The organism is Enterobacter sp. Tr-810, from assembly GCF_011752765.1.
Taxonomy (GTDB): Bacteria; Pseudomonadota; Gammaproteobacteria; order Enterobacterales; family Enterobacteriaceae; genus Enterobacter; species Enterobacter soli.
This window is the reverse complement of record NZ_VWWW01000002.1, coordinates 601,412-618,926: the sequence shown is the minus strand read 5'-3', so window position 1 is coordinate 618,926 and position 17,515 is coordinate 601,412. Positions and strand designations below refer to the sequence as shown.

Below are 17,515 nucleotides of genomic sequence, written 5' to 3'. Positions count from 1 at the left end.
TTCTCCGCCCGGGTATGACAAAATAGCGGTTTTGCTGTTAGCGAGTGGAACTCTCCCAATGCGGGATCGCAATTTTGATGACATCGCGGAAAAGTTTTCGCGCAACATTTATGGCACCACCAAAGGTCAGCTACGGCAGACGATCCTCTGGCAGGATCTGGACAAGCTGCTTGCTGATTTCGGTGACCGCAAGTTGCGCGTGCTGGATGCCGGTGGCGGGGAAGGTCAGACTGCCATTCTGATGGCACAGCGGGGTCATCACGTCACGCTTTGCGATTTGTCCGCTGAGATGGTTGCGCGCGCGCAACGTGCGGCAGAAGAGAAAGGTGTGAGCGACAACATGCATTTTATACATTGCGCCGCTCAGGACATCCCGCAGCATTTGGAAACTCAGGTTGATCTGATATTGTTTCATGCTGTGCTCGAATGGGTGGCCGAACCGCAAGCGGTCTTAAAAACGTTGTGGTCGATGTTGTGCCCCGGCGGTGCGTTATCGCTGATGTTCTACAATGCAAATGGCCTGCTGATGCGTAACGTCCTGGTGGGCAATTTTGGCTACGTGCAGCAGGGTATGTATAAAAAGAAACGACGCACGCTTTCACCGGATTTCCCGCGCGAACCGCAGCAGGTTTACGGCTGGCTGGAGGAGATCGGCTGGGAGATCACCGGTAAAACAGGCGTGAGGGTGTTTCATGATTATCTGCGTGATAAACAAAAACAGCATGACTGTTTAGACGCCTTAACAGAAATAGAAACGCGGTATTGCCGCCAGGAGCCTTACCTGAGCCTTGGCCGCTACATTCACGTCACCGCGCGTAAGCCGCAGAGCAAGGATAATCTATGAGTGAATTTTCCCAGACAGTCCCCGAACTGGTTGCCTGGGCCAGGAAAAATGATTTCTCCATCACGCTGCCGGTAGACCGTCTCTCTTTCCTGCTGGCGGTTGCTACGCTGAACGGCGAGCGTCTGGATGGAGAAATGAGCGAGGGTGAACTGGTGGATGCGTTCCGCCATGTCAGTGATGCGTTTGAGCAAACCAGCGAAACCATTAGCGTGCGTGCCAACAACGCGATCAACGATATGGTGCGTCAACGTCTGCTGAACCGCTTTACCAGCGAGCAGGCGGAAGGAAACGCCATTTATCGTCTGACGCCACTGGGCATCGGTATCACCGATTACTACATCCGCCAGCGCGAATTCTCGACGCTGCGCCTTTCTATGCAGCTGTCCATCGTGGCAGGCGAGCTTAAGCGCGCGGCAGATGCGGCGGATGAAAACGGTGATGAGTTCCACTGGCACCGCAATGTTTATGCGCCGCTGAAATATTCGGTGGCGGAAATTTTCGACAGTATCGACCTGACCCAGCGTCTGATGGACGAACAGCAGCAGCAGGTTAAAGACGATATTGCCCAGTTGCTGAATAAAGACTGGCGAGCGGCGATTTCCAGCTGTGAACTTTTGCTGTCAGAAACGTCCGGTACGCTGCGTGAATTGCAGGATACGCTGGAAGCAGCAGGCGATAAGCTTCAGGCCAACCTGCTGCGCATTCAGGATGCGACGCTGGCACATGACGATCTGCATTTTGTCGATCGTCTGGTCTTTGATCTGCAAAGTAAGCTCGACCGTATTATCAGCTGGGGTCAGCAATCTATCGACTTGTGGATTGGCTACGATCGTCACGTGCATAAATTTATCCGTACCGCGATCGATATGGACAAAAACCGCGTCTTTGCCCAGCGTCTGCGCCAGTCGGTGCAAACCTATTTTGATGCGCCATGGGCATTGACCTACGCCAACGCTGACCGTCTGCTCGATATGCGTGACGAAGAGATGGCGCTGCGCGATGAAGAGGTGACAGGGGAACTGCCACCGGATCTCGAATACGAAGAATTCAACGAAATTCGTGAACAACTTGCAGCGATGATCGAAGAACAGCTCGCGGTCTACAAAACCAGACAAGTGCCGCTGGATCTCGGGCTCGTGGTGCGCGACTATCTGGCGCAATATCCACGGGCACGCCATTTCGATATTGCACGTATTGTTGTCGATCAGGCGGTTCGCCTGGGTGTAGCACAAGCAGATTTCACCGGCCTGCCGCCGAAATGGCAGCCGATTAACGATTACGGAGCCAAGGTACAGGCGCATGTCATTGACAAATATTGAACAAGTGATGCCAGTTAAGCTGGCACAGGCGCTGGCGAATCCGTTGTTTCCGGCGCTGGACAGCCAGCTGCGTGCCGGTCGTCACATTGGCCTTGACGAGCTGGATAATCACGCCTTTTTGATGGATTTCCAGGAGTACCTGGAAGAATTTTACGCGCGTTATAACGTTGAGCTTATCCGTGCGCCGGAAGGTTTTTTCTACCTGCGCCCGCGTTCCACTACGCTTATCCCTCGCTCAGTGCTTTCAGAGCTGGATATGATGGTTGGTAAAATTCTTTGCTATCTCTATCTCAGCCCGGAACGTCTGGCAAATGAAGGGATCTTCACCCAGCAGGAGCTTTACGACGAGCTACTGTCGTTGGCAGATGAAAGCAAACTGCTCAAGCTGGTGAATAACCGCTCTACGGGTTCGGATCTCGATCGTCAGAAATTACAGGAAAAAGTGCGTTCTTCCCTGAACCGTCTGCGTCGTCTGGGTATGGTCTGGTTTATGGGCCATGACAGCAGCAAGTTCCGCATCACCGAATCCGTCTTCCGCTTTGGCGCTGATGTGCGTGCGGGCGACGATGCCCGTGAAGCGCAGCTGCGCATGATCCGTGATGGTGAAGCGATGCCGGTGGAAAACCAATTGCAGCTCAATGAAGAGCATGAAGAGAACCAGGCGGATAGCGGGGAGGAAGAGTAATGATTGAACGCGGTAAATTTCGCTCACTAACGCTGATTAACTGGAACGGCTTCTTTGCCCGAACCTTCGATCTGGATGAGCTGGTTACGACGCTCTCCGGCGGTAACGGTGCGGGTAAATCCACGACCATGGCGGCGTTTGTCACAGCGCTTATCCCGGATTTAACGCTGCTGCACTTCCGTAATACCACCGAAGCAGGGGCAACCAGCGGCTCTCGTGATAAAGGCCTGCACGGTAAGCTGAAAGCCGGTGTCTGTTATTCCGTGCTGGACGTGATCAACTCCCGACACCAGCGTGTTGTCGTGGGTGTGCGTTTACAGCAGGTTGCCGGGCGCGACCGTAAAGTGGATATCAAACCTTTTGCGATTCAGGGGTTGCCAACGTCTGTGCAGCCGACTGCGCTGCTGACGGAAACACTGAACGAGCGCCAGGCGCGCGTGCTGACGCTGCAAGAGCTAAAAGATAAGCTCGAAACTATCGAAGGCGTGCAGTTCAAGCAGTTCAACTCGATTACCGATTACCACTCGCTGATGTTCGACCTGGGCGTGGTGGCTCGTCGTCTGCGCACTGCGTCTGACCGTAGCAAATACTACCGTCTGATTGAAGCCTCGCTGTACGGCGGTATTTCCAGTGCCATTACCCGCTCGCTGCGCGACTATCTGTTGCCGGAAAACAGCGGCGTGCGTAAAGCTTTCCAGGATATGGAAGCGGCGCTGCGTGAAAACCGCATGACGCTGGAAGCCATTCGCGTGACTCAGTCCGATCGCGACCTGTTTAAACATTTGATCAGCGAAGCCACTAACTACGTGGCCGCTGATTACATGCGTCATGCCAACGAGCGCCGGGTGCATCTCGACCAGGCGCTTGAGTATCGTCGTGAACTGTTCACCTCCCGCAAACAGCTGGTGGCTGAACAGTACAAACACGTTGAAATGGCGCGTGAACTGGGCGAGCACAATGGTGCTGAAGGGGACCTGGAGGCCGATTATCAGGCCGCCAGCGATCACCTGAACCTGGTGCAAACTGCGCTACGTCAGCAGGAAAAAATCGAGCGCTACGAAGCGGATCTTGATGAGCTGCAAATTCGTCTCGAAGAGCAAAATGAAGTGGTGGCTGAAGCCGCCGACATGCAGGAAGAGAACGAAGCCCGCGCCGAAGCCGCCGAGCTGGAAGTGGATGAGCTGAAAAGCCAGCTTGCTGATTACCAGCAGGCGCTGGACGTTCAGCAGACGCGTGCCATTCAGTACAACCAGGCATTGCAGGCATTACAACGTGCGAAAGAGCTGTGCCATCTGCCGGACTTAACGCCGGAAAGCGCTGACGAATGGCTGGACACCTTCCAGGCGAAAGAGCAGGAAGCGACCGAAAAACTGCTGTCGCTCGATCAGAAAATGAGCGTGGCGCAAACGGCGCACAGCCAGTTTGAGCAAGCGTATCAACTGGTTGTGGCCATTAACGGCCCACTGGCGCGTAACGAAGCGTGGGACGTTGCCCGTGAATTGCTGCGCGATGGCGTAAACCAGCGCCATCTGGCCGAGCAGGTTCAGCCACTGCGGATGCGCCTGAACGAACTGGAACAGCGTCTGCGCGAACAGCAGGAAGCCGAGCGTCTGCTGGCCGATTTCTGCAAGCGTCAGGGCAAACATTACGATATCGACTCTCTCGAGACACTGCATCAGGAGCTGGAAGCACGTATTGCCGCGCTTTCCGACACCGTATCCAGCGCCAGCGAACAGCGTATGACGCTGCGCCAGGAGATGGAACAACTTCAGTCCCATTCTCAGACGCTGTTGCAGCGTGCGCCAGTCTGGCTTGCCGCGCAAAGCAGCCTGAGCCAGCTCAGCGAGCAGTGCGGTGAAGAGTTTGAGTCCAGTCAGCAAGTCACCGAATATCTGCAACAACTGCTGGAGCGCGAGCGCGAGGCAATTGTTGAGCGTGATGAAGTCGGCGCACGTAAGCGTGATGTTGATGACGAAATTGAACGTTTAAGTCAGCCGGGTGGTGCGGAAGACGCACGCCTGAATACCCTGGCAGAACGTTTTGGCGGCGTGCTGCTGTCCGAGATTTACGATGACGTGGGTCTGGATGATGCGCCGTACTTCTCTGCGCTGTATGGCCCGTCCCGCAACGCGATTGTCGTCCCGGATCTGTCGCTGATTGCCGATCAGCTTGCCGGTCTGGAAGATTGCCCGGAAGACCTCTATCTGATCGAAGGGGATCCACAGTCGTTCGATGACAGCGTGTTCAGCGTGGATGAGCTGGAAAAAGCGGTAGTGGTGAAAATCGCTGACCGTCAGTGGCGTTATTCCCGCTTCCCTGAACTGCCATTGTTTGGCCGCGCAGCGCGTGAAAACCGCATCGAAAGTCTGCACGCCGAGCGTGAAACGCTCTCTGAGCGTTTTGCGACCCTGTCGTTTGACGTACAGAAAACCCAGCGTCTGCACCAGGCGTTCAGCCGCTTTATCGGTAGCCATCTGGCCGTTGCTTTTGAAGCGGATCCGGAAGCCGAAATTCGCAAGCTCAGCACGCGTCGTGGTGAGCTGGAGCGTGCCATTGCCAATCATGAAAGTGATAACCAGCAGAGCCGTGCGCAATTTGAGCAGGCGAAAGAGGGCGTTGCCGCGCTAAACCGCATTCTGCCGCGCCTGAACCTGCTGGCAGACGACACCCTTGCTGACCGTGTGGATGAAATTCAGGAACGCCTGGACGAAGCACAGGAAGCTGCACGCTTTGTGCAGCAGCATGGCAACCAGCTGGCGAAACTGGAGCCGATCGTTTCGGTATTGCAGAGCGATCCTGAACAGTTTGAACAGTTAAAAGAAGATTACGCCTGGTCTCAGCAGGTACAGCGCGAAGCACGTCAGCAGGCATTTGCGCTGACCGAAGTCGTTCAGCGTCGTGCTCACTTTGGCTACTCTGATTCAGCAGAAATGCTGAGCGGCAACAGCGATCTTAACGAGAAGCTGCGCCAGCGTCTTGAGCACGCCGAAGCAGAACGTACCCGTGCCCGTGAAGCGATGCGTAGCCACGCCGCGCAGCTTAGCCAGTACAGTCAGGTCATGGCCTCGCTGAAAAGCTCGTTCGACACCAAGAAAGAGCTGTTAAACGACCTGCATAAAGAGCTCCAGGATATTGGCGTGCGTGCCGACAGCGGCGCCGAAGAGCGTGCGCGTATTCGTCGTGACGAGCTGCATAGCCAGCTCAGCAACAACCGCGCGCGCCGTAATCAACTGGAAAAAGCACTGACCTTCTGCGAAGCGGAGATGGATAACCTGACCCGTCGTCTGCGCAAGCTGGAGCGCGATTACTTTGAGATGCGTGAGCAGGTAGTAACCGCGAAGGCGGGCTGGTGCGCGGTGATGCGCATGGTGAAAGACAATAACGTTGAACGTCGTCTGCACCGTCGTGAGCTGGCCTACCTGTCTGCGGACGAACTGCGCTCTATGTCGGATAAGGCATTGGGTGCCCTGCGTCTGGCGGTAGCGGATAACGAACACCTGCGCGATGTGCTGCGTATGTCGGAAGATCCAAAACGTCCTGAGCGTAAAATTCAGTTCTTCGTGGCCGTTTACCAGCACCTGCGCGAGCGTATTCGTCAGGATATCATCCGTACCGACGATCCGGTCGAAGCCATCGAACAGATGGAAATCGAACTGGGCCGTCTGACGGAAGAGTTGACCTCACGTGAGCAGAAACTGGCGATCAGCTCCCGCAGCGTGGCAAACATTATTCGTAAGACTATCCAGCGCGAGCAGAACCGTATTCGTCAGCTGAACCAGGGGCTGCAAAGCGTATCCTTTGGCCAGGTGAACAGCGTGCGCCTGAACGTGAACGTGCGTGAAGCCCACGCCACGCTGCTGGATGTGTTGTCTGAACAGCATGAGCAGCATCAGGACCTGTTCAACAGCAACCGCCTGACCTTCTCGGAAGCGCTGGCGAAGCTGTATCAGCGCCTGAATCCGCAGATCGATATGGGCCAACGTACGCCGCAAACCATTGGTGAAGAGTTGCTGGATTACCGTAACTACCTGGAAATGGAAGTTGAGGTTAACCGTGGTTCAGACGGCTGGCTGCGTGCGGAATCTGGCGCACTCTCTACCGGTGAAGCTATCGGTACGGGTATGTCGATTCTGGTGATGGTTGTTCAGAGCTGGGAAGATGAAGCGCGTCGTCTGCGCGGCAAAGATATCTCTCCATGCCGTCTGCTGTTCCTTGATGAAGCGGCACGTCTTGATGCCCGCTCCATTGCCACGCTGTTTGAGCTCTGCGATCGTCTTGATATGCAGCTCATCATCGCAGCGCCTGAGAACATCAGCCCGGAAAAAGGCACAACCTATAAGCTGGTGCGTAAAGTGTTCCAGAATAGCGAACACGTACACGTGGTCGGGTTGCGCGGTTTCGCACCGCAGCCGCCGGAGTCGATGCCAGGAACGGCAGACGCGTCTTAACGCGTTTTGTTACAAAGGGCGGCGCAGAAGCGCCGCTTTTTTTATTCACTTAACTTGTGCTTACGGCTGCGTTATCTTTAAACTTCTTTACATAAGGTAAGGCAACACTATTTATGCCTTCCTATACTGAAGAAAAGCCCCAATGTGATGGGCATGTCGTAAGAAAACAGGGGGCAAGGGATGTTGCTAAAGAAAAGTCGTGGTCGTCAACTGTCTGCACTGAGTTTGTGCCTGGCAGTGATGTTTGCTCCACTGTTAACTGCACAGGCTGATGAGCCTGAAATTGTGCCGACTGACAGCTCTGCAACGACAGGCGCGCAGCCAACATCGTTGTCTCAGCCGCTGGAGCAATCTCCGGCGACGGCTATCATGGCCGGTATTAAGCCGCTGCCGGAAGGCATAAACATTGAATCACTCCAGCAACAGCTTCTGACGGGGCTGCCTTCGGGTTACAAACCTGCGTATCTTAATCAACTAACGCTGCTCTACGCTGCGCGCGATATGAAGCCTATGTGGGATAATCGCGATGCGGTCCGTGCTTTCCAGCAACAGCTGGCAGAGGTGGCTATCGCCGGTTTTCAGCCGCAATTTACCGCCTGGGTTGAACTGCTGACTGACCCGTCCGTGACCGGCCAGGCGCGTGATATCGTGCTGTCAGATGCCATGATGGGCTACCTTCAGTTTGTCGCCGGAATTCCGGTCAATGGGAATCGCTGGCTCTACAGCGACAAGCCTTACAAGCTGGCAACCCCCGCGTTATCGGTGATTAACCAGTGGCAATTGTCGCTGGATAACGGCAATTTGCCGGGCTTTATTGCGAGCCTTGCACCTGCGCACCTGCAGTATGCCCCTATGCATCAGTCGTTACTCACGCTGGTGTCTGACACCCGTCCGTGGCCGCAGCTACGTGGCGCGGGCTCATTGCGTCCGGGGCAGTGGAGCAGTGATGTGCCAGCCTTGCGCGAAATTCTCCGGCGCTCAGGTATCCTGGACGGCGGGCCAAAAATTGCCTTACCTGGGGACGACCCGCAAAGCGCAGTGGTAAGCCCGTCAGCACCTGCGAAAGAGAAAAAAGTGCAGCCTGTCAGTGATAAGCCAGCGGCTTACGATCGCGAGCTGGTGGCTGCCGTGAAGCAATTCCAGACTGCACAAGGGCTGGGTTCCGACGGTGTCATTGGTCAATCAACGCGCGACTGGTTGAACGTCACTCCAGCGCAGCGAGCAGGTGTACTGGCGCTGAATATCCAGCGTCTGCGCCTGCTGCCAGGCACGCTATCGACCGGCATTATGGTGAATATTCCGGCGTACTCGCTGGTGTATTACCAGAACGGCAGTGAGGTTCTGGCCTCCCGCGTGATTGTGGGTCGCCCGGACCGCAAAACGCCGATGATGAGCAGCGCCCTGAATAACGTCGTGGTTAATCCGCCGTGGAATGTACCGCCAACGCTTGCCCGCAAGGATATTCTGCCGAAAGTGTGGAATGATCCGGGCTATCTGGAACGTCATGGCTATACCGTAATGCGCGGCTGGAACAGCAAAGAGGCGATTGACCCTTACATGGTTGACTGGTCAACCATTACGGCGTCAAACCTGCCGTTCCGTTTCCAGCAGGCACCTGGCGCACATAATTCGCTTGGGCGTTACAAATTCAACATGCCGAGTTCGGAAGCGATTTATCTGCACGACACGCCAAACCACAACCTGTTCCAGAAAGATACCCGTGCGCTGAGCTCTGGTTGTGTTCGCGTCAATAAAGCTTCCGAGCTTGCGAATATGCTGTTGCAGGATGCGGGCTGGAACGATACGCGGATATCTGATGCGCTGAAACAAGGGGATACGCGCTACGTTAATATCCGACACAATATTCCGGTTAATCTTTACTATCTGACCGCGTTTGTTGGCGAAGATGGGCGTACCCAGTATCGTACAGATATTTACAATTACGATCTCACTGCGCGATCGGGCGCACAAATTTTGCCAAAAGCTGAACAATTAATCAGGTAAATGAAGTAGTTCGGGAAAATCGATTGTCGTAAGTTATGGTGGATGCGTGGCAATATGGCTGTAGGCCGCGTGTTTACTGGGGTTGGGCGCCTTGACGTAGGTTGTTTTGCCAGTTAAGGTGCCCTTCGTGCGCTAAGCATATATACGATAAACATTGACCTGTAGACCTGATTATCATGGACAAATTTGACGCTAATCGCCGCAAACTGCTGGCGTTAGGTGGTGTTGCGCTTGGCGCAGCGGCCATCTTGCCTACGCCAGCATTTGCCACCCTCTCGACACCTCGTCCGCGTATTTTAACGCTCAACAATCTGCATACTGGTGAGTCGCTTAAAGCGGAATTTTTCGATGGCAGAGGCTATATTCAGGATGAATTAGCAAAACTAAACCATTTTTTCCGTGATTTCCGCGCGAATAAAATAAAAGCCATCGATCCTGGATTATTTGATCAGCTTTTCCGCCTCCAGGGCCTGCTCGGAACCAGCAAGCCAGTGCAACTCGTTTCCGGTTATCGTTCTCTTGATACCAATAATGAACTGCGCGCCCATAGCCGTGGGGTAGCTAAAAAAAGCTATCACACTAAAGGACAGGCGATGGATTTTCATATTGAAGGCGTTTCGTTAGCCAATATTCGCAAAGCTGCGTTATCTATGCGTGCAGGTGGTGTAGGATATTACCCCAGCAGCAACTTTGTGCATATTGATACCGGGCCCGTTCGGCACTGGTAATAACGAAATACAGGAGCAGTATGAACTATCGTATTATTCCGGTTACCGCGTTCTCCCAGAACTGTTCATTAATCTGGTGCGAACAAACCAAACTGGCCGCGCTTGTCGATCCCGGTGGTGACGCCGAGAAAATCAAGCAAGAAGTCGCAGCGTCGGGTGTGACGCTGATGCAGATTTTGCTGACCCATGGTCATCTTGATCATGTGGGGGCTGCGGCGGAGCTGGCGCAACACTACGGTGTGCCGGTGATTGGCCCGGAAAAAGAAGATGAGTTCTGGCTGCAAGGGTTACCTGCCCAAAGCCGCATGTTTGGCCTTGATGAGTGTCAACCTCTGACACCCGATCGTTGGCTGAACGAAGGAGAGAGCGTTACCGTAGGGAATGTGACTTTACAGGTGTTGCATTGTCCTGGGCATACGCCAGGCCATATCGTCTTCTTTGATGATAAATCGCGTTTGCTGATTTCCGGTGATGTGATTTTCAAAGGTGGCGTAGGACGCAGCGACTTCCCGCGCGGCGACCACGGTCAGCTGATTCAGGCGATTAAACAGAAATTATTGCCGCTGGGTGATGATGTGACGTTTATCCCTGGACATGGCCCGATGTCGACACTGGGTTATGAGCGTATACACAACCCGTTCCTCCAGGATGAAATGCCTGTCTGGTAAACCAGATTAAATAAAAAAAGCCTGCATGATGCAGGCTTTTTTTATTTGTCGGGTGAGTGAAAACACCCGACAGGATTTTTACAGCACAGCGACAATCGCTTCGCACAGCGGCGCCATGTTGTCTGGCGTCATGCCGGCAACGTTAACACGGCCTGAAGCCACCGCGTAAACGCCAAACTCTTCACGCAGACGCAGAACCTGCTCTTTGGTCAGGCCACTGAAAGAGAACATGCCGTTCTGTTTGATAATAAAGCTGAAGTCGCGGTCCGCGCCTTTCTCAGCCAGGGTATTCACAAACAGCAGACGCATGCGCTGGATGCGCTGACGCATATCGTTCAGCTCTTGTTCCCAGATTGCACGCAGGGCATCGTTGCTCAGGATGGTGGCAACCACAGATGCGCCGTGTGCTGGTGGGTTAGAGTAGTTCGCGCGGATCACAGACTTCATCTGGCTGAATGCGCGATCAACAGTTTGCTCATCAGCAGCCACCAGCGTACATGCACCGACACGCTCGTTGTACAGGCCGAAGTTCTTGGAGTAGGAGCTTGCAACAATCAGTTCCTGATGCACAGCAGCGAAGGCGCGCAGGCCTTCAGCATCTTCTTCCAGACCACGAGCAAAGCCCTGGTAGGCGAAGTCGAACAGCGGCAACCAGCCTTTTTCAACGGACAGTTTAGCCAGTTGTTCCCACTGTTCCAGCGTAGGATCAATACCCGTTGGGTTATGGCAGCAGCCGTGGAACAGTACCACGTCGCCAGCCTGCGCTTCGCTCAGGCTGGCCAGCAGGCCGTCGAAGTCGAGAGAGTGGTTTGCCGCGTCGTAGTAGGCGTATTCACGCACTTCCAGACCCGCAGAGTTAAACACGCTTTTGTGGTTCGGCCAGCTTGGATTGCTGACCCACACGCGTTTAACGGAGGTATTTTTTGCAAGGAAATCCGCCGCAACACGCAGCGCGCCAGTACCGCCAGGGGTCTGTGCAGTGCGGGCACGCTTATCGGTCACGATAGCGTTGCCTTTTCCGAACAGCAGTTCCTGAGTGCAACGACCAAATTCAGGGATACCATCAATACCGAGGTAGTTTTTGGTGGTTTCGTTTTCCAGCAGATACTGCTCAGCTTTTTTAACGCTGGTCAGTACCGGAGTCTTGCCGGTTTCATCTTTATATACACCAATACCCAGGTTGATTTTGCCAGGGCGGTCGTCGGCACGAAACAGATCGGCCAGGCCCAGAATTGGGTCGGCAGGAGCGGCGGTAATGTTCTCAAACATGACGAAGTTCCATTGTGATTACAGAAGTGAAATCCGCTATCAGGTTAACGGTAGATTTACAAAATGCCAACCGTTTGCGACGAAAAGCGTGCGGCTTTTCAAAAGTCGCCATTTTTTACTATCAGACATAAAAAAACAGGGCCGAAGCCCTGTTCATTAAGCATATAACAAAGTGGTGTATTGATTAGAACTGGTAGGTCACAGCCATTGCAACCTGGTCGTCTTTACCGTTCACGATACCAACGTTACGAGAGTAAGAGGTGTCGTCGATCAGGTTCAGCTGGTAGTCAACATAGATGTTGAAGTTTTTGTTGAAGTAGTAAGTTGCACCCAGTTCAACAAATTTCTGCAGGTCAGCATCGCCGCCATTGAAGGTGCCACGCTGAGCCAGGTTTTTACCTTTGGACTGAACGTAAGACACGGAAGGACGCAGACCGAAATCGAACTGGTACTGAGCGATCACTTCGAAGTTCTGAGTTTTGTTCGCGAATGTACCGTCAGCTTCACGGGTCATGTTGCGGGTTTCAGCATAGGTGGTTGCCAGGTAGATGTTGTTCGCATCGTATTTAGCACCAACAGCCCATGCTTCAGCGTTCTCGCCTTTGCCATCAGCAGCCTGAGCGTTAGTACGGTCAGAGTTGCTGTATGCACCGATCAGGCCGAAACCTTCGCCGAATTCGTAACCAACAGAGGTACCGAAGCCGTCACCGTTAGAGGTTTTAACGTCGTCACGCTCGTTTTTACCCTGATACTGCAGGCCCAGGCTCAGACCATCAACCAGACCGAAGAAGTCGGTGTTGCGGTAGGTCAGAACGCCAGTAGTACGGCCAGTCATGAAGTTATCAGAGTAGTTAGCCCAGGTCATACCGGAGAAAGAAGGTGCCATATCGGTCAGACCTTCTACATCGTATACGATACCGTAGTTACGGCCGTAGTCGATGGAACCAGCATCACCGGCTTTCAGACCAGCGAACGCCAGACGGGTACGCTGAGTCTGGTTGCTTTCTGCCTGGCTTGCCAGGGCACGGTATTCCCACTGACCGTAACCAGTCAGTTGGTCATTGATCTGAGTTTCGCCTTTGAAACCGATCTGAGCATAGGTAGCGTCGCTGCTGTCGGTGTTGTCACCGGAGGTAACGAAGTCGTGCTCACCAACAACTTTCCCGTACAGATCCAGTTTGTTGCCGTTTTTGTTATAGATTTCTGCAGCGTTAGCTGCACCGGCTACCAGCAGAGCAGGGATAACCACTGCCAGAATATTGCGCTTCATCATTATTTATTACCCTCATTGGTTTTTTTATGACACTCGCCACTGCCGTCAATAAATTCTGTCAATAAATATTTCCGGAACTATTGATGAGAGTTTGGTGTCTTTATGTATCTGACAGGCATCTTTCCATTCATAGAACCGTTTCGCTAGCCTGAAAATGCTACAATTCTCAAGATTGAGTAACAAAAAGAAATAATGTGTAAGATTTTGTGTATTTTAAGGAACTTTGTGAACCACCTCATATTTCAGAACTGATTGGCTAATTAAAAGTCTGATTCATTCCTATGTATATGAATTGCTTATGCTTAATTTGGATAAAGGCAATTCATATAAACAGAAGTTAAACGACTCGTTTTTTCTTATGACTGTTACCAGACTTCTGGATGGCTGTGGATGTGGTTGAAATTTGTGCTAATACGTAAGATGTGTATTAATCGCAATAAGAGTGCGGCTTATTTTTTGTTCACAGATATTTCGTGGAAACAAAACGTAACAGGTAGAGGTTATGACGGGGTTGTAGTTTAAAGATGCTGACTTTCAACTGACGAAAACTGACAAAGCAGAATAAAATAATGGCCAGCAATTGCTGGCCATTTTAATTAACGCGGAATTAGAAGCTTGCGTTACGCGGGGTACGTGGGAATGGAATCACATCACGCACGTTCTGGACGCCGGTCACGTAAGCGATCAGACGCTCGAAGCCCAGTCCGAAACCGGAGTGAGGCACGGTGCCGTAACGACGCAGGTCGCGATACCAGCTGTAATCAGCCGGATTCAGACCCATTTCTTCCATACGGGCATCCAGCACATCCAGACGCTCTTCACGCTGAGAGCCACCGATGATTTCACCAATGCCCGGGGCCAGCACGTCCATCGCAGCAACGGTTTTACCGTCTTCGTTAAGGCGCATGTAGAAGGCCTTAATGTCTTTCGGATAGTTTTTCACGACCACTGGCGCTTTGAAGTGTTTCTCTGCCAGGTAACGCTCATGCTCGGAAGAGAGATCGACGCCCCAGTAAACCGGGTTCTCGAACTTCTCACCGCATTTTTCGAGGATGGCAACGGCGTCGGTATAATCCACCTGCGCGAAGTCAGCCGAAACGAAGCGCTCCAGACGAGCAATCGCGTCATTATCTACACGCTCAGCGAAGAATTTCATGTCGTCAGCACGTTCTTCCAGAACCGCTTTGAACACGTACTTAAGCATCGCTTCTGCAAGACCCGCAACATCATTCAGATCGGCAAACGCCACTTCTGGCTCCAGCATCCAGAATTCCGCCAGGTGGCGGCTGGTGTTGGAGTTTTCAGCACGGAAAGTTGGGCCGAAGGTGTAAATCTTAGACAGCGCACAGGCGTAAGTTTCGCCGTTGAGCTGGCCGGACACCGTCAGGAAGGCCTCTTTACCGAAGAAGTCTTTGTCGTAATCGATTTTGCCTTCCGGCGTACGCGGCAGGTTTTCCATATCCAGCGTGGAAACGCGGAACATCTCACCTGCGCCTTCGGTATCGGAGGCAGTAATCAGCGGGGTAGAAACCCAGAAGTAACCCTGCTCGTCAAAGAAACGGTGCAGCGCTTGCGCCAGCGTATGACGGACACGAGCAACCGCACCAATCAGGTTGGTGCGCGGACGCAGGTGCGCCACTTCACGCAGGTACTCGATGCTGTGGCGTTTTGCCGCCATCGGATAAGTATCAGGATCTTCAACCCAGCCGGTCACTTCAATGGCAGACGCCTGGATTTCGAAGCTCTGACCCTGGCCCGGAGAGGCAACCACGACGCCGGTCACGATAACGGAACAACCCGTGGTCAGGTGCAGGACGTCATCATTGTAATTGGGCAGAGAATTATTAATGACGGCCTGTACAGGATCAAAGCAGGAACCGTCATAGACGGCAAGGAAGGAGATGCCAGCTTTAGAATCTCGGCGAGTACGCACCCATCCGCGCACGGTGACTTCTTGGTCAACGGCGACACGGCCCTGGAGTACGTCGGCTACAGGCACAACGCTCATAATATTCTCTCTGTTAATAGTCGGAAAAAATAGACACTTGTCCACCCCTTATGGGGGGATATCTATGTTACCTGGCATCTGCCATCAGACAAGCAGATTTCGCAGTCAAAAGAGAAGAAATCGGAAATAAATGCCTCGCGGACCTGTCGCTTTCCTTTCTCCACGGTCTTTCACGCACCTTACTCGATGACTACCGTCATTTCCTGCTTGGCATTTTGCATCGATACGATGGTGCGAAAGGATTTGATGTTCCCCGATGCGAAAAAAAGCTCGCGAGTCAGAGCCTCATATTCCGCCATATCGCGGACGTTCATCACCAACAGGAAATCGAAATCGCCGGTAACGTAGTAGACCTGCTGTATCTGAGCACAGCTAACAAACCGTTGCTTATCTTCTTCCAGCAGATCGAGACGTTCATTCTCAATGGTGACCTGAACCATGATGGTGATCGGGCGGCCTACCTTACTGGCGTCGACCACACTGACCGTGTGCTTAATAATGCCAGCCTCTTCCAGCGCCGCAATTCGCCGATTGACCGCTGAAGGCGACAGGCTGACACGATCGGCGATTTCCCGTTGCGAAAGGCGATGATTACGTTGTACCAGCGTGAGGATTTTTTTATCCCAGGTGTCCAGTTTCATTGTATTTGCGGCCCTGAAAGCATGTGATCGACCTCACTAATGCAATTTTGTTGCATAAAAATGGCAAATGAGGGTGAAAGTTGCGTATTGCCGGACAATTTTGCGCCATTTAATCGTCGGGCGCAGTGTACCATCTCAGGCAGTGGGAAAGCGTTAAATCGCTCCAGGAAGCCACCCCCACCATTATCTGAACACGTTTATTCGACCATTTCTTAACTGGCCGCGCGGATCTCTGCGCCTGAAATTGGGTGGAGTGGGGCGTGGATTTATTCATCGTCTCAGGACGATAGGGATATAAAGGTGCATTTATGACGGACACGATTAAATATCAACTCAATGCCAGGCGTCAGCCCTACGGACAGGGCGCAGACCTGTCCTTGCTCAACGAGCGCACTGGCGATGAGGTGCTGGCATTCCATCAAAAATTCCCTGACTACCGGGTGACACCGCTGCGTAAGTTGCGCTTTTTAAGCCAGCGGCTGGGGCTGGGATCGCTGCATATTAAGGATGAAGCACAGCGATTTGGCCTGAATGCTTTCAAGGGACTGGGCGGCTCTTATGCCATGGGGAAATATCTCGCCAGCCAGCTTGGGCGAGATATTAATACATTGAGCTTTGCCGACCTGAATTCACCGGAAATGAACGCGCGCATCAAAGATATCGTGTTTGTGACGGCCACTGATGGCAATCACGGGCGTGGTGTTGCCTGGGCGGCGGAGCAGCTTGGACTGCGGGCAGTGGTCTATATGCCAAAGGGGTCATCACTGGTGCGGGCACAGAATATTCGTCAACACGGCGCTGAGTGCACCATAACCGAACTCAACTACGACGATACCGTACGGCTGGCCGATAAAATGGCCAAAGAGCAGGGCTGGGTATTGCTCCAGGATACCGCCTGGCAGGGCTACGAACAGATCCCAACCTGGATTATGCAAGGCTATATGACCCTCGCCGTTGAAGCCTGGGAACAGCTTGCGCAGAGCGGAGCCTCGCGACCGACACATCTCTTCTTGCAGGCGGGTGTTGGCTCTTTCGCAGGCAGCATCATGGGCTATTTTGTCGAAAAGATGCAGCATCTGGCACCGACCATCGTCATTGTCGAACCGCATAAAGCGAACTGCCTGTACCGCTCGGCAACCATCAACGACGGGCAACCCCACAGCGTCGGCGGTGACATGTCGACCCTGATGGCCGGGCTTGCCTGCGGTGAACCCAATATCACCAGCTGGCCGATGCTGCGTGACCACGCCAGCTGTTTTATCTCCGCCGATGACCATCTTGCAGCCAATGGTATGCGCCTGCTGGCCGCGCCACGCCCGGGAACAGACGAACCCTTTATCTCTGGTGAGTCCGGGGCCATTGGCACGGGCGTGCTGTATGCGCTCATGACCCGGCCTGAGTATCGTGAGCTGGCTGAATCACTGCGCCTGAATGCTGATGCCCATGTCCTGCTCATCAGCACCGAAGGGGACACTTCCCCGGATGTCTATGAAGACATCGTCTGGTTTGGTCGTAATGGCTAACCACTAACGACAGTAGCAAGAGGGCAATCTTACCTACCCTACAGGCCCTCGGTATGACACGCGTTCTGACAAAAAAACATACGCGATAACGCGTAATGCAAAGAG

The 17,515-nt window shown here is 53.3% G+C and carries 12 protein-coding genes; 8 read left to right on the top strand and 4 right to left on the bottom strand.

Annotated features, from left to right (window positions below):
- Window positions 1-58 precede the first annotated feature (58 nt).
- The 7 genes from cmoM to F3J30_RS09495 all read left to right on the top strand — a co-directional run bounded on the left by cmoM (window position 59) and on the right by F3J30_RS09495 (window position 10,696).
- Window positions 59-844 carry a tRNA uridine 5-oxyacetic acid(34) methyltransferase CmoM gene (gene cmoM / locus F3J30_RS09525; RefSeq protein WP_014069593.1) on the top strand — a complete coding sequence of 262 codons (786 nt, stop codon included), beginning with the start codon at window positions 59-61 and terminating at the stop codon, window positions 842-844.
- Complete coding sequence (gene mukF / locus F3J30_RS09520; protein ID WP_014069594.1) at window positions 841-2,163, top strand: chromosome partition protein MukF; 1,323 nt, start codon at window positions 841-843, stop codon at window positions 2,161-2,163. The genes cmoM and mukF overlap by 4 nt, the downstream gene beginning before the upstream one ends.
- Window positions 2,144-2,848 (top strand): chromosome partition protein MukE, encoded by a 705-nt coding sequence (gene mukE, locus F3J30_RS09515; RefSeq protein ID WP_014069595.1) that lies wholly within the window; start codon window positions 2,144-2,146, stop codon window positions 2,846-2,848. Before mukF ends, mukE begins: the two co-directional genes overlap by 20 nt.
- Window positions 2,848-7,296 (top strand): chromosome partition protein MukB, encoded by a 4,449-nt coding sequence (gene mukB, locus F3J30_RS09510; protein WP_166717072.1) that lies wholly within the window; start codon window positions 2,848-2,850, stop codon window positions 7,294-7,296. Before mukE ends, mukB begins: the two co-directional genes overlap by 1 nt.
- Window positions 7,297-7,476: 180 nt before the next feature.
- The gene (gene ldtD / locus F3J30_RS09505; protein WP_166717071.1) at window positions 7,477-9,300 is read left to right on the top strand and encodes a L,D-transpeptidase; all 1,824 of its coding nucleotides are present in this window, start codon (window positions 7,477-7,479) and stop codon (window positions 9,298-9,300) included.
- Window positions 9,301-9,476: 176 nt separating this feature from the next.
- Window positions 9,477-10,028 (top strand): YcbK family protein, encoded by a 552-nt coding sequence (locus F3J30_RS09500; RefSeq protein ID WP_014069598.1) that lies wholly within the window; start codon window positions 9,477-9,479, stop codon window positions 10,026-10,028.
- Between the two features lie 20 nt (window positions 10,029-10,048).
- Complete coding sequence (locus F3J30_RS09495; protein WP_014069599.1) at window positions 10,049-10,696, top strand: MBL fold metallo-hydrolase; 648 nt, start codon at window positions 10,049-10,051, stop codon at window positions 10,694-10,696.
- A gap of 78 nt (window positions 10,697-10,774) precedes the next feature.
- On the opposite strand, the gene F3J30_RS09490 is transcribed toward F3J30_RS09495, so the two are convergent.
- From F3J30_RS09490 to F3J30_RS09475, 4 genes are all read right to left on the bottom strand, one after another.
- Window positions 10,775-11,965, bottom strand: a complete 1,191-nt coding sequence (locus F3J30_RS09490) for an amino acid aminotransferase (RefSeq protein WP_166717070.1) — start codon at window positions 11,963-11,965, stop codon at window positions 10,775-10,777.
- 184 nt (window positions 11,966-12,149) lie between these two features.
- Complete coding sequence (locus F3J30_RS09485) at window positions 12,150-13,238, bottom strand: porin (protein WP_014069601.1); 1,089 nt, start codon at window positions 13,236-13,238, stop codon at window positions 12,150-12,152.
- Window positions 13,239-13,845: 607 nt separating this feature from the next.
- The gene (gene asnS, locus F3J30_RS09480) at window positions 13,846-15,246 is read right to left on the bottom strand and encodes an asparagine--tRNA ligase (protein WP_014069602.1); all 1,401 of its coding nucleotides are present in this window, start codon (window positions 15,244-15,246) and stop codon (window positions 13,846-13,848) included.
- A gap of 179 nt (window positions 15,247-15,425) precedes the next feature.
- Window positions 15,426-15,887, bottom strand: coding sequence for an Lrp/AsnC family transcriptional regulator (locus F3J30_RS09475; RefSeq protein WP_166717069.1), 462 nt, complete (start codon window positions 15,885-15,887; stop codon window positions 15,426-15,428).
- 308 nt (window positions 15,888-16,195) lie between these two features.
- Here F3J30_RS09475 and dpaL point away from each other — a divergent pair, with 308 nt between their 5' ends.
- The gene (gene dpaL / locus F3J30_RS09470) at window positions 16,196-17,410 is read left to right on the top strand and encodes a diaminopropionate ammonia-lyase (protein WP_211053187.1); all 1,215 of its coding nucleotides are present in this window, start codon (window positions 16,196-16,198) and stop codon (window positions 17,408-17,410) included.
- The last annotated feature ends 105 nt before the right edge of the window (window positions 17,411-17,515 follow it).

Excerpts from the sequence above, each read along its gene's own strand:
- cmoM (WP_014069593.1), top strand. The coding sequence starts at position 59 with ATGCGGGATCGCAATTTTGATGACATCGCGGAAAAGTTTTCGCGCAAC.
- mukF (WP_014069594.1), top strand. The coding sequence starts at position 841 with ATGAGTGAATTTTCCCAGACAGTCCCCGAACTGGTTGCCTGGGCCAGG.
- mukE (WP_014069595.1), top strand. The coding sequence starts at position 2,144 with ATGTCATTGACAAATATTGAACAAGTGATGCCAGTTAAGCTGGCACAG.
- mukB (WP_166717072.1), top strand. The coding sequence starts at position 2,848 with ATGATTGAACGCGGTAAATTTCGCTCACTAACGCTGATTAACTGGAAC.
- ldtD (WP_166717071.1), top strand. The coding sequence starts at position 7,477 with ATGTTGCTAAAGAAAAGTCGTGGTCGTCAACTGTCTGCACTGAGTTTG.
- F3J30_RS09500 (WP_014069598.1), top strand. The coding sequence starts at position 9,477 with ATGGACAAATTTGACGCTAATCGCCGCAAACTGCTGGCGTTAGGTGGT.
- F3J30_RS09495 (WP_014069599.1), top strand. The coding sequence starts at position 10,049 with ATGAACTATCGTATTATTCCGGTTACCGCGTTCTCCCAGAACTGTTCA.
- F3J30_RS09490 (WP_166717070.1), bottom strand. The coding sequence starts at position 11,965 with ATGTTTGAGAACATTACCGCCGCTCCTGCCGACCCAATTCTGGGCCTG.
- F3J30_RS09485 (WP_014069601.1), bottom strand. The coding sequence starts at position 13,238 with ATGATGAAGCGCAATATTCTGGCAGTGGTTATCCCTGCTCTGCTGGTA.
- asnS (WP_014069602.1), bottom strand. The coding sequence starts at position 15,246 with ATGAGCGTTGTGCCTGTAGCCGACGTACTCCAGGGCCGTGTCGCCGTT.
- F3J30_RS09475 (WP_166717069.1), bottom strand. The coding sequence starts at position 15,887 with ATGAAACTGGACACCTGGGATAAAAAAATCCTCACGCTGGTACAACGT.
- dpaL (WP_211053187.1), top strand. The coding sequence starts at position 16,196 with ATGACGGACACGATTAAATATCAACTCAATGCCAGGCGTCAGCCCTAC.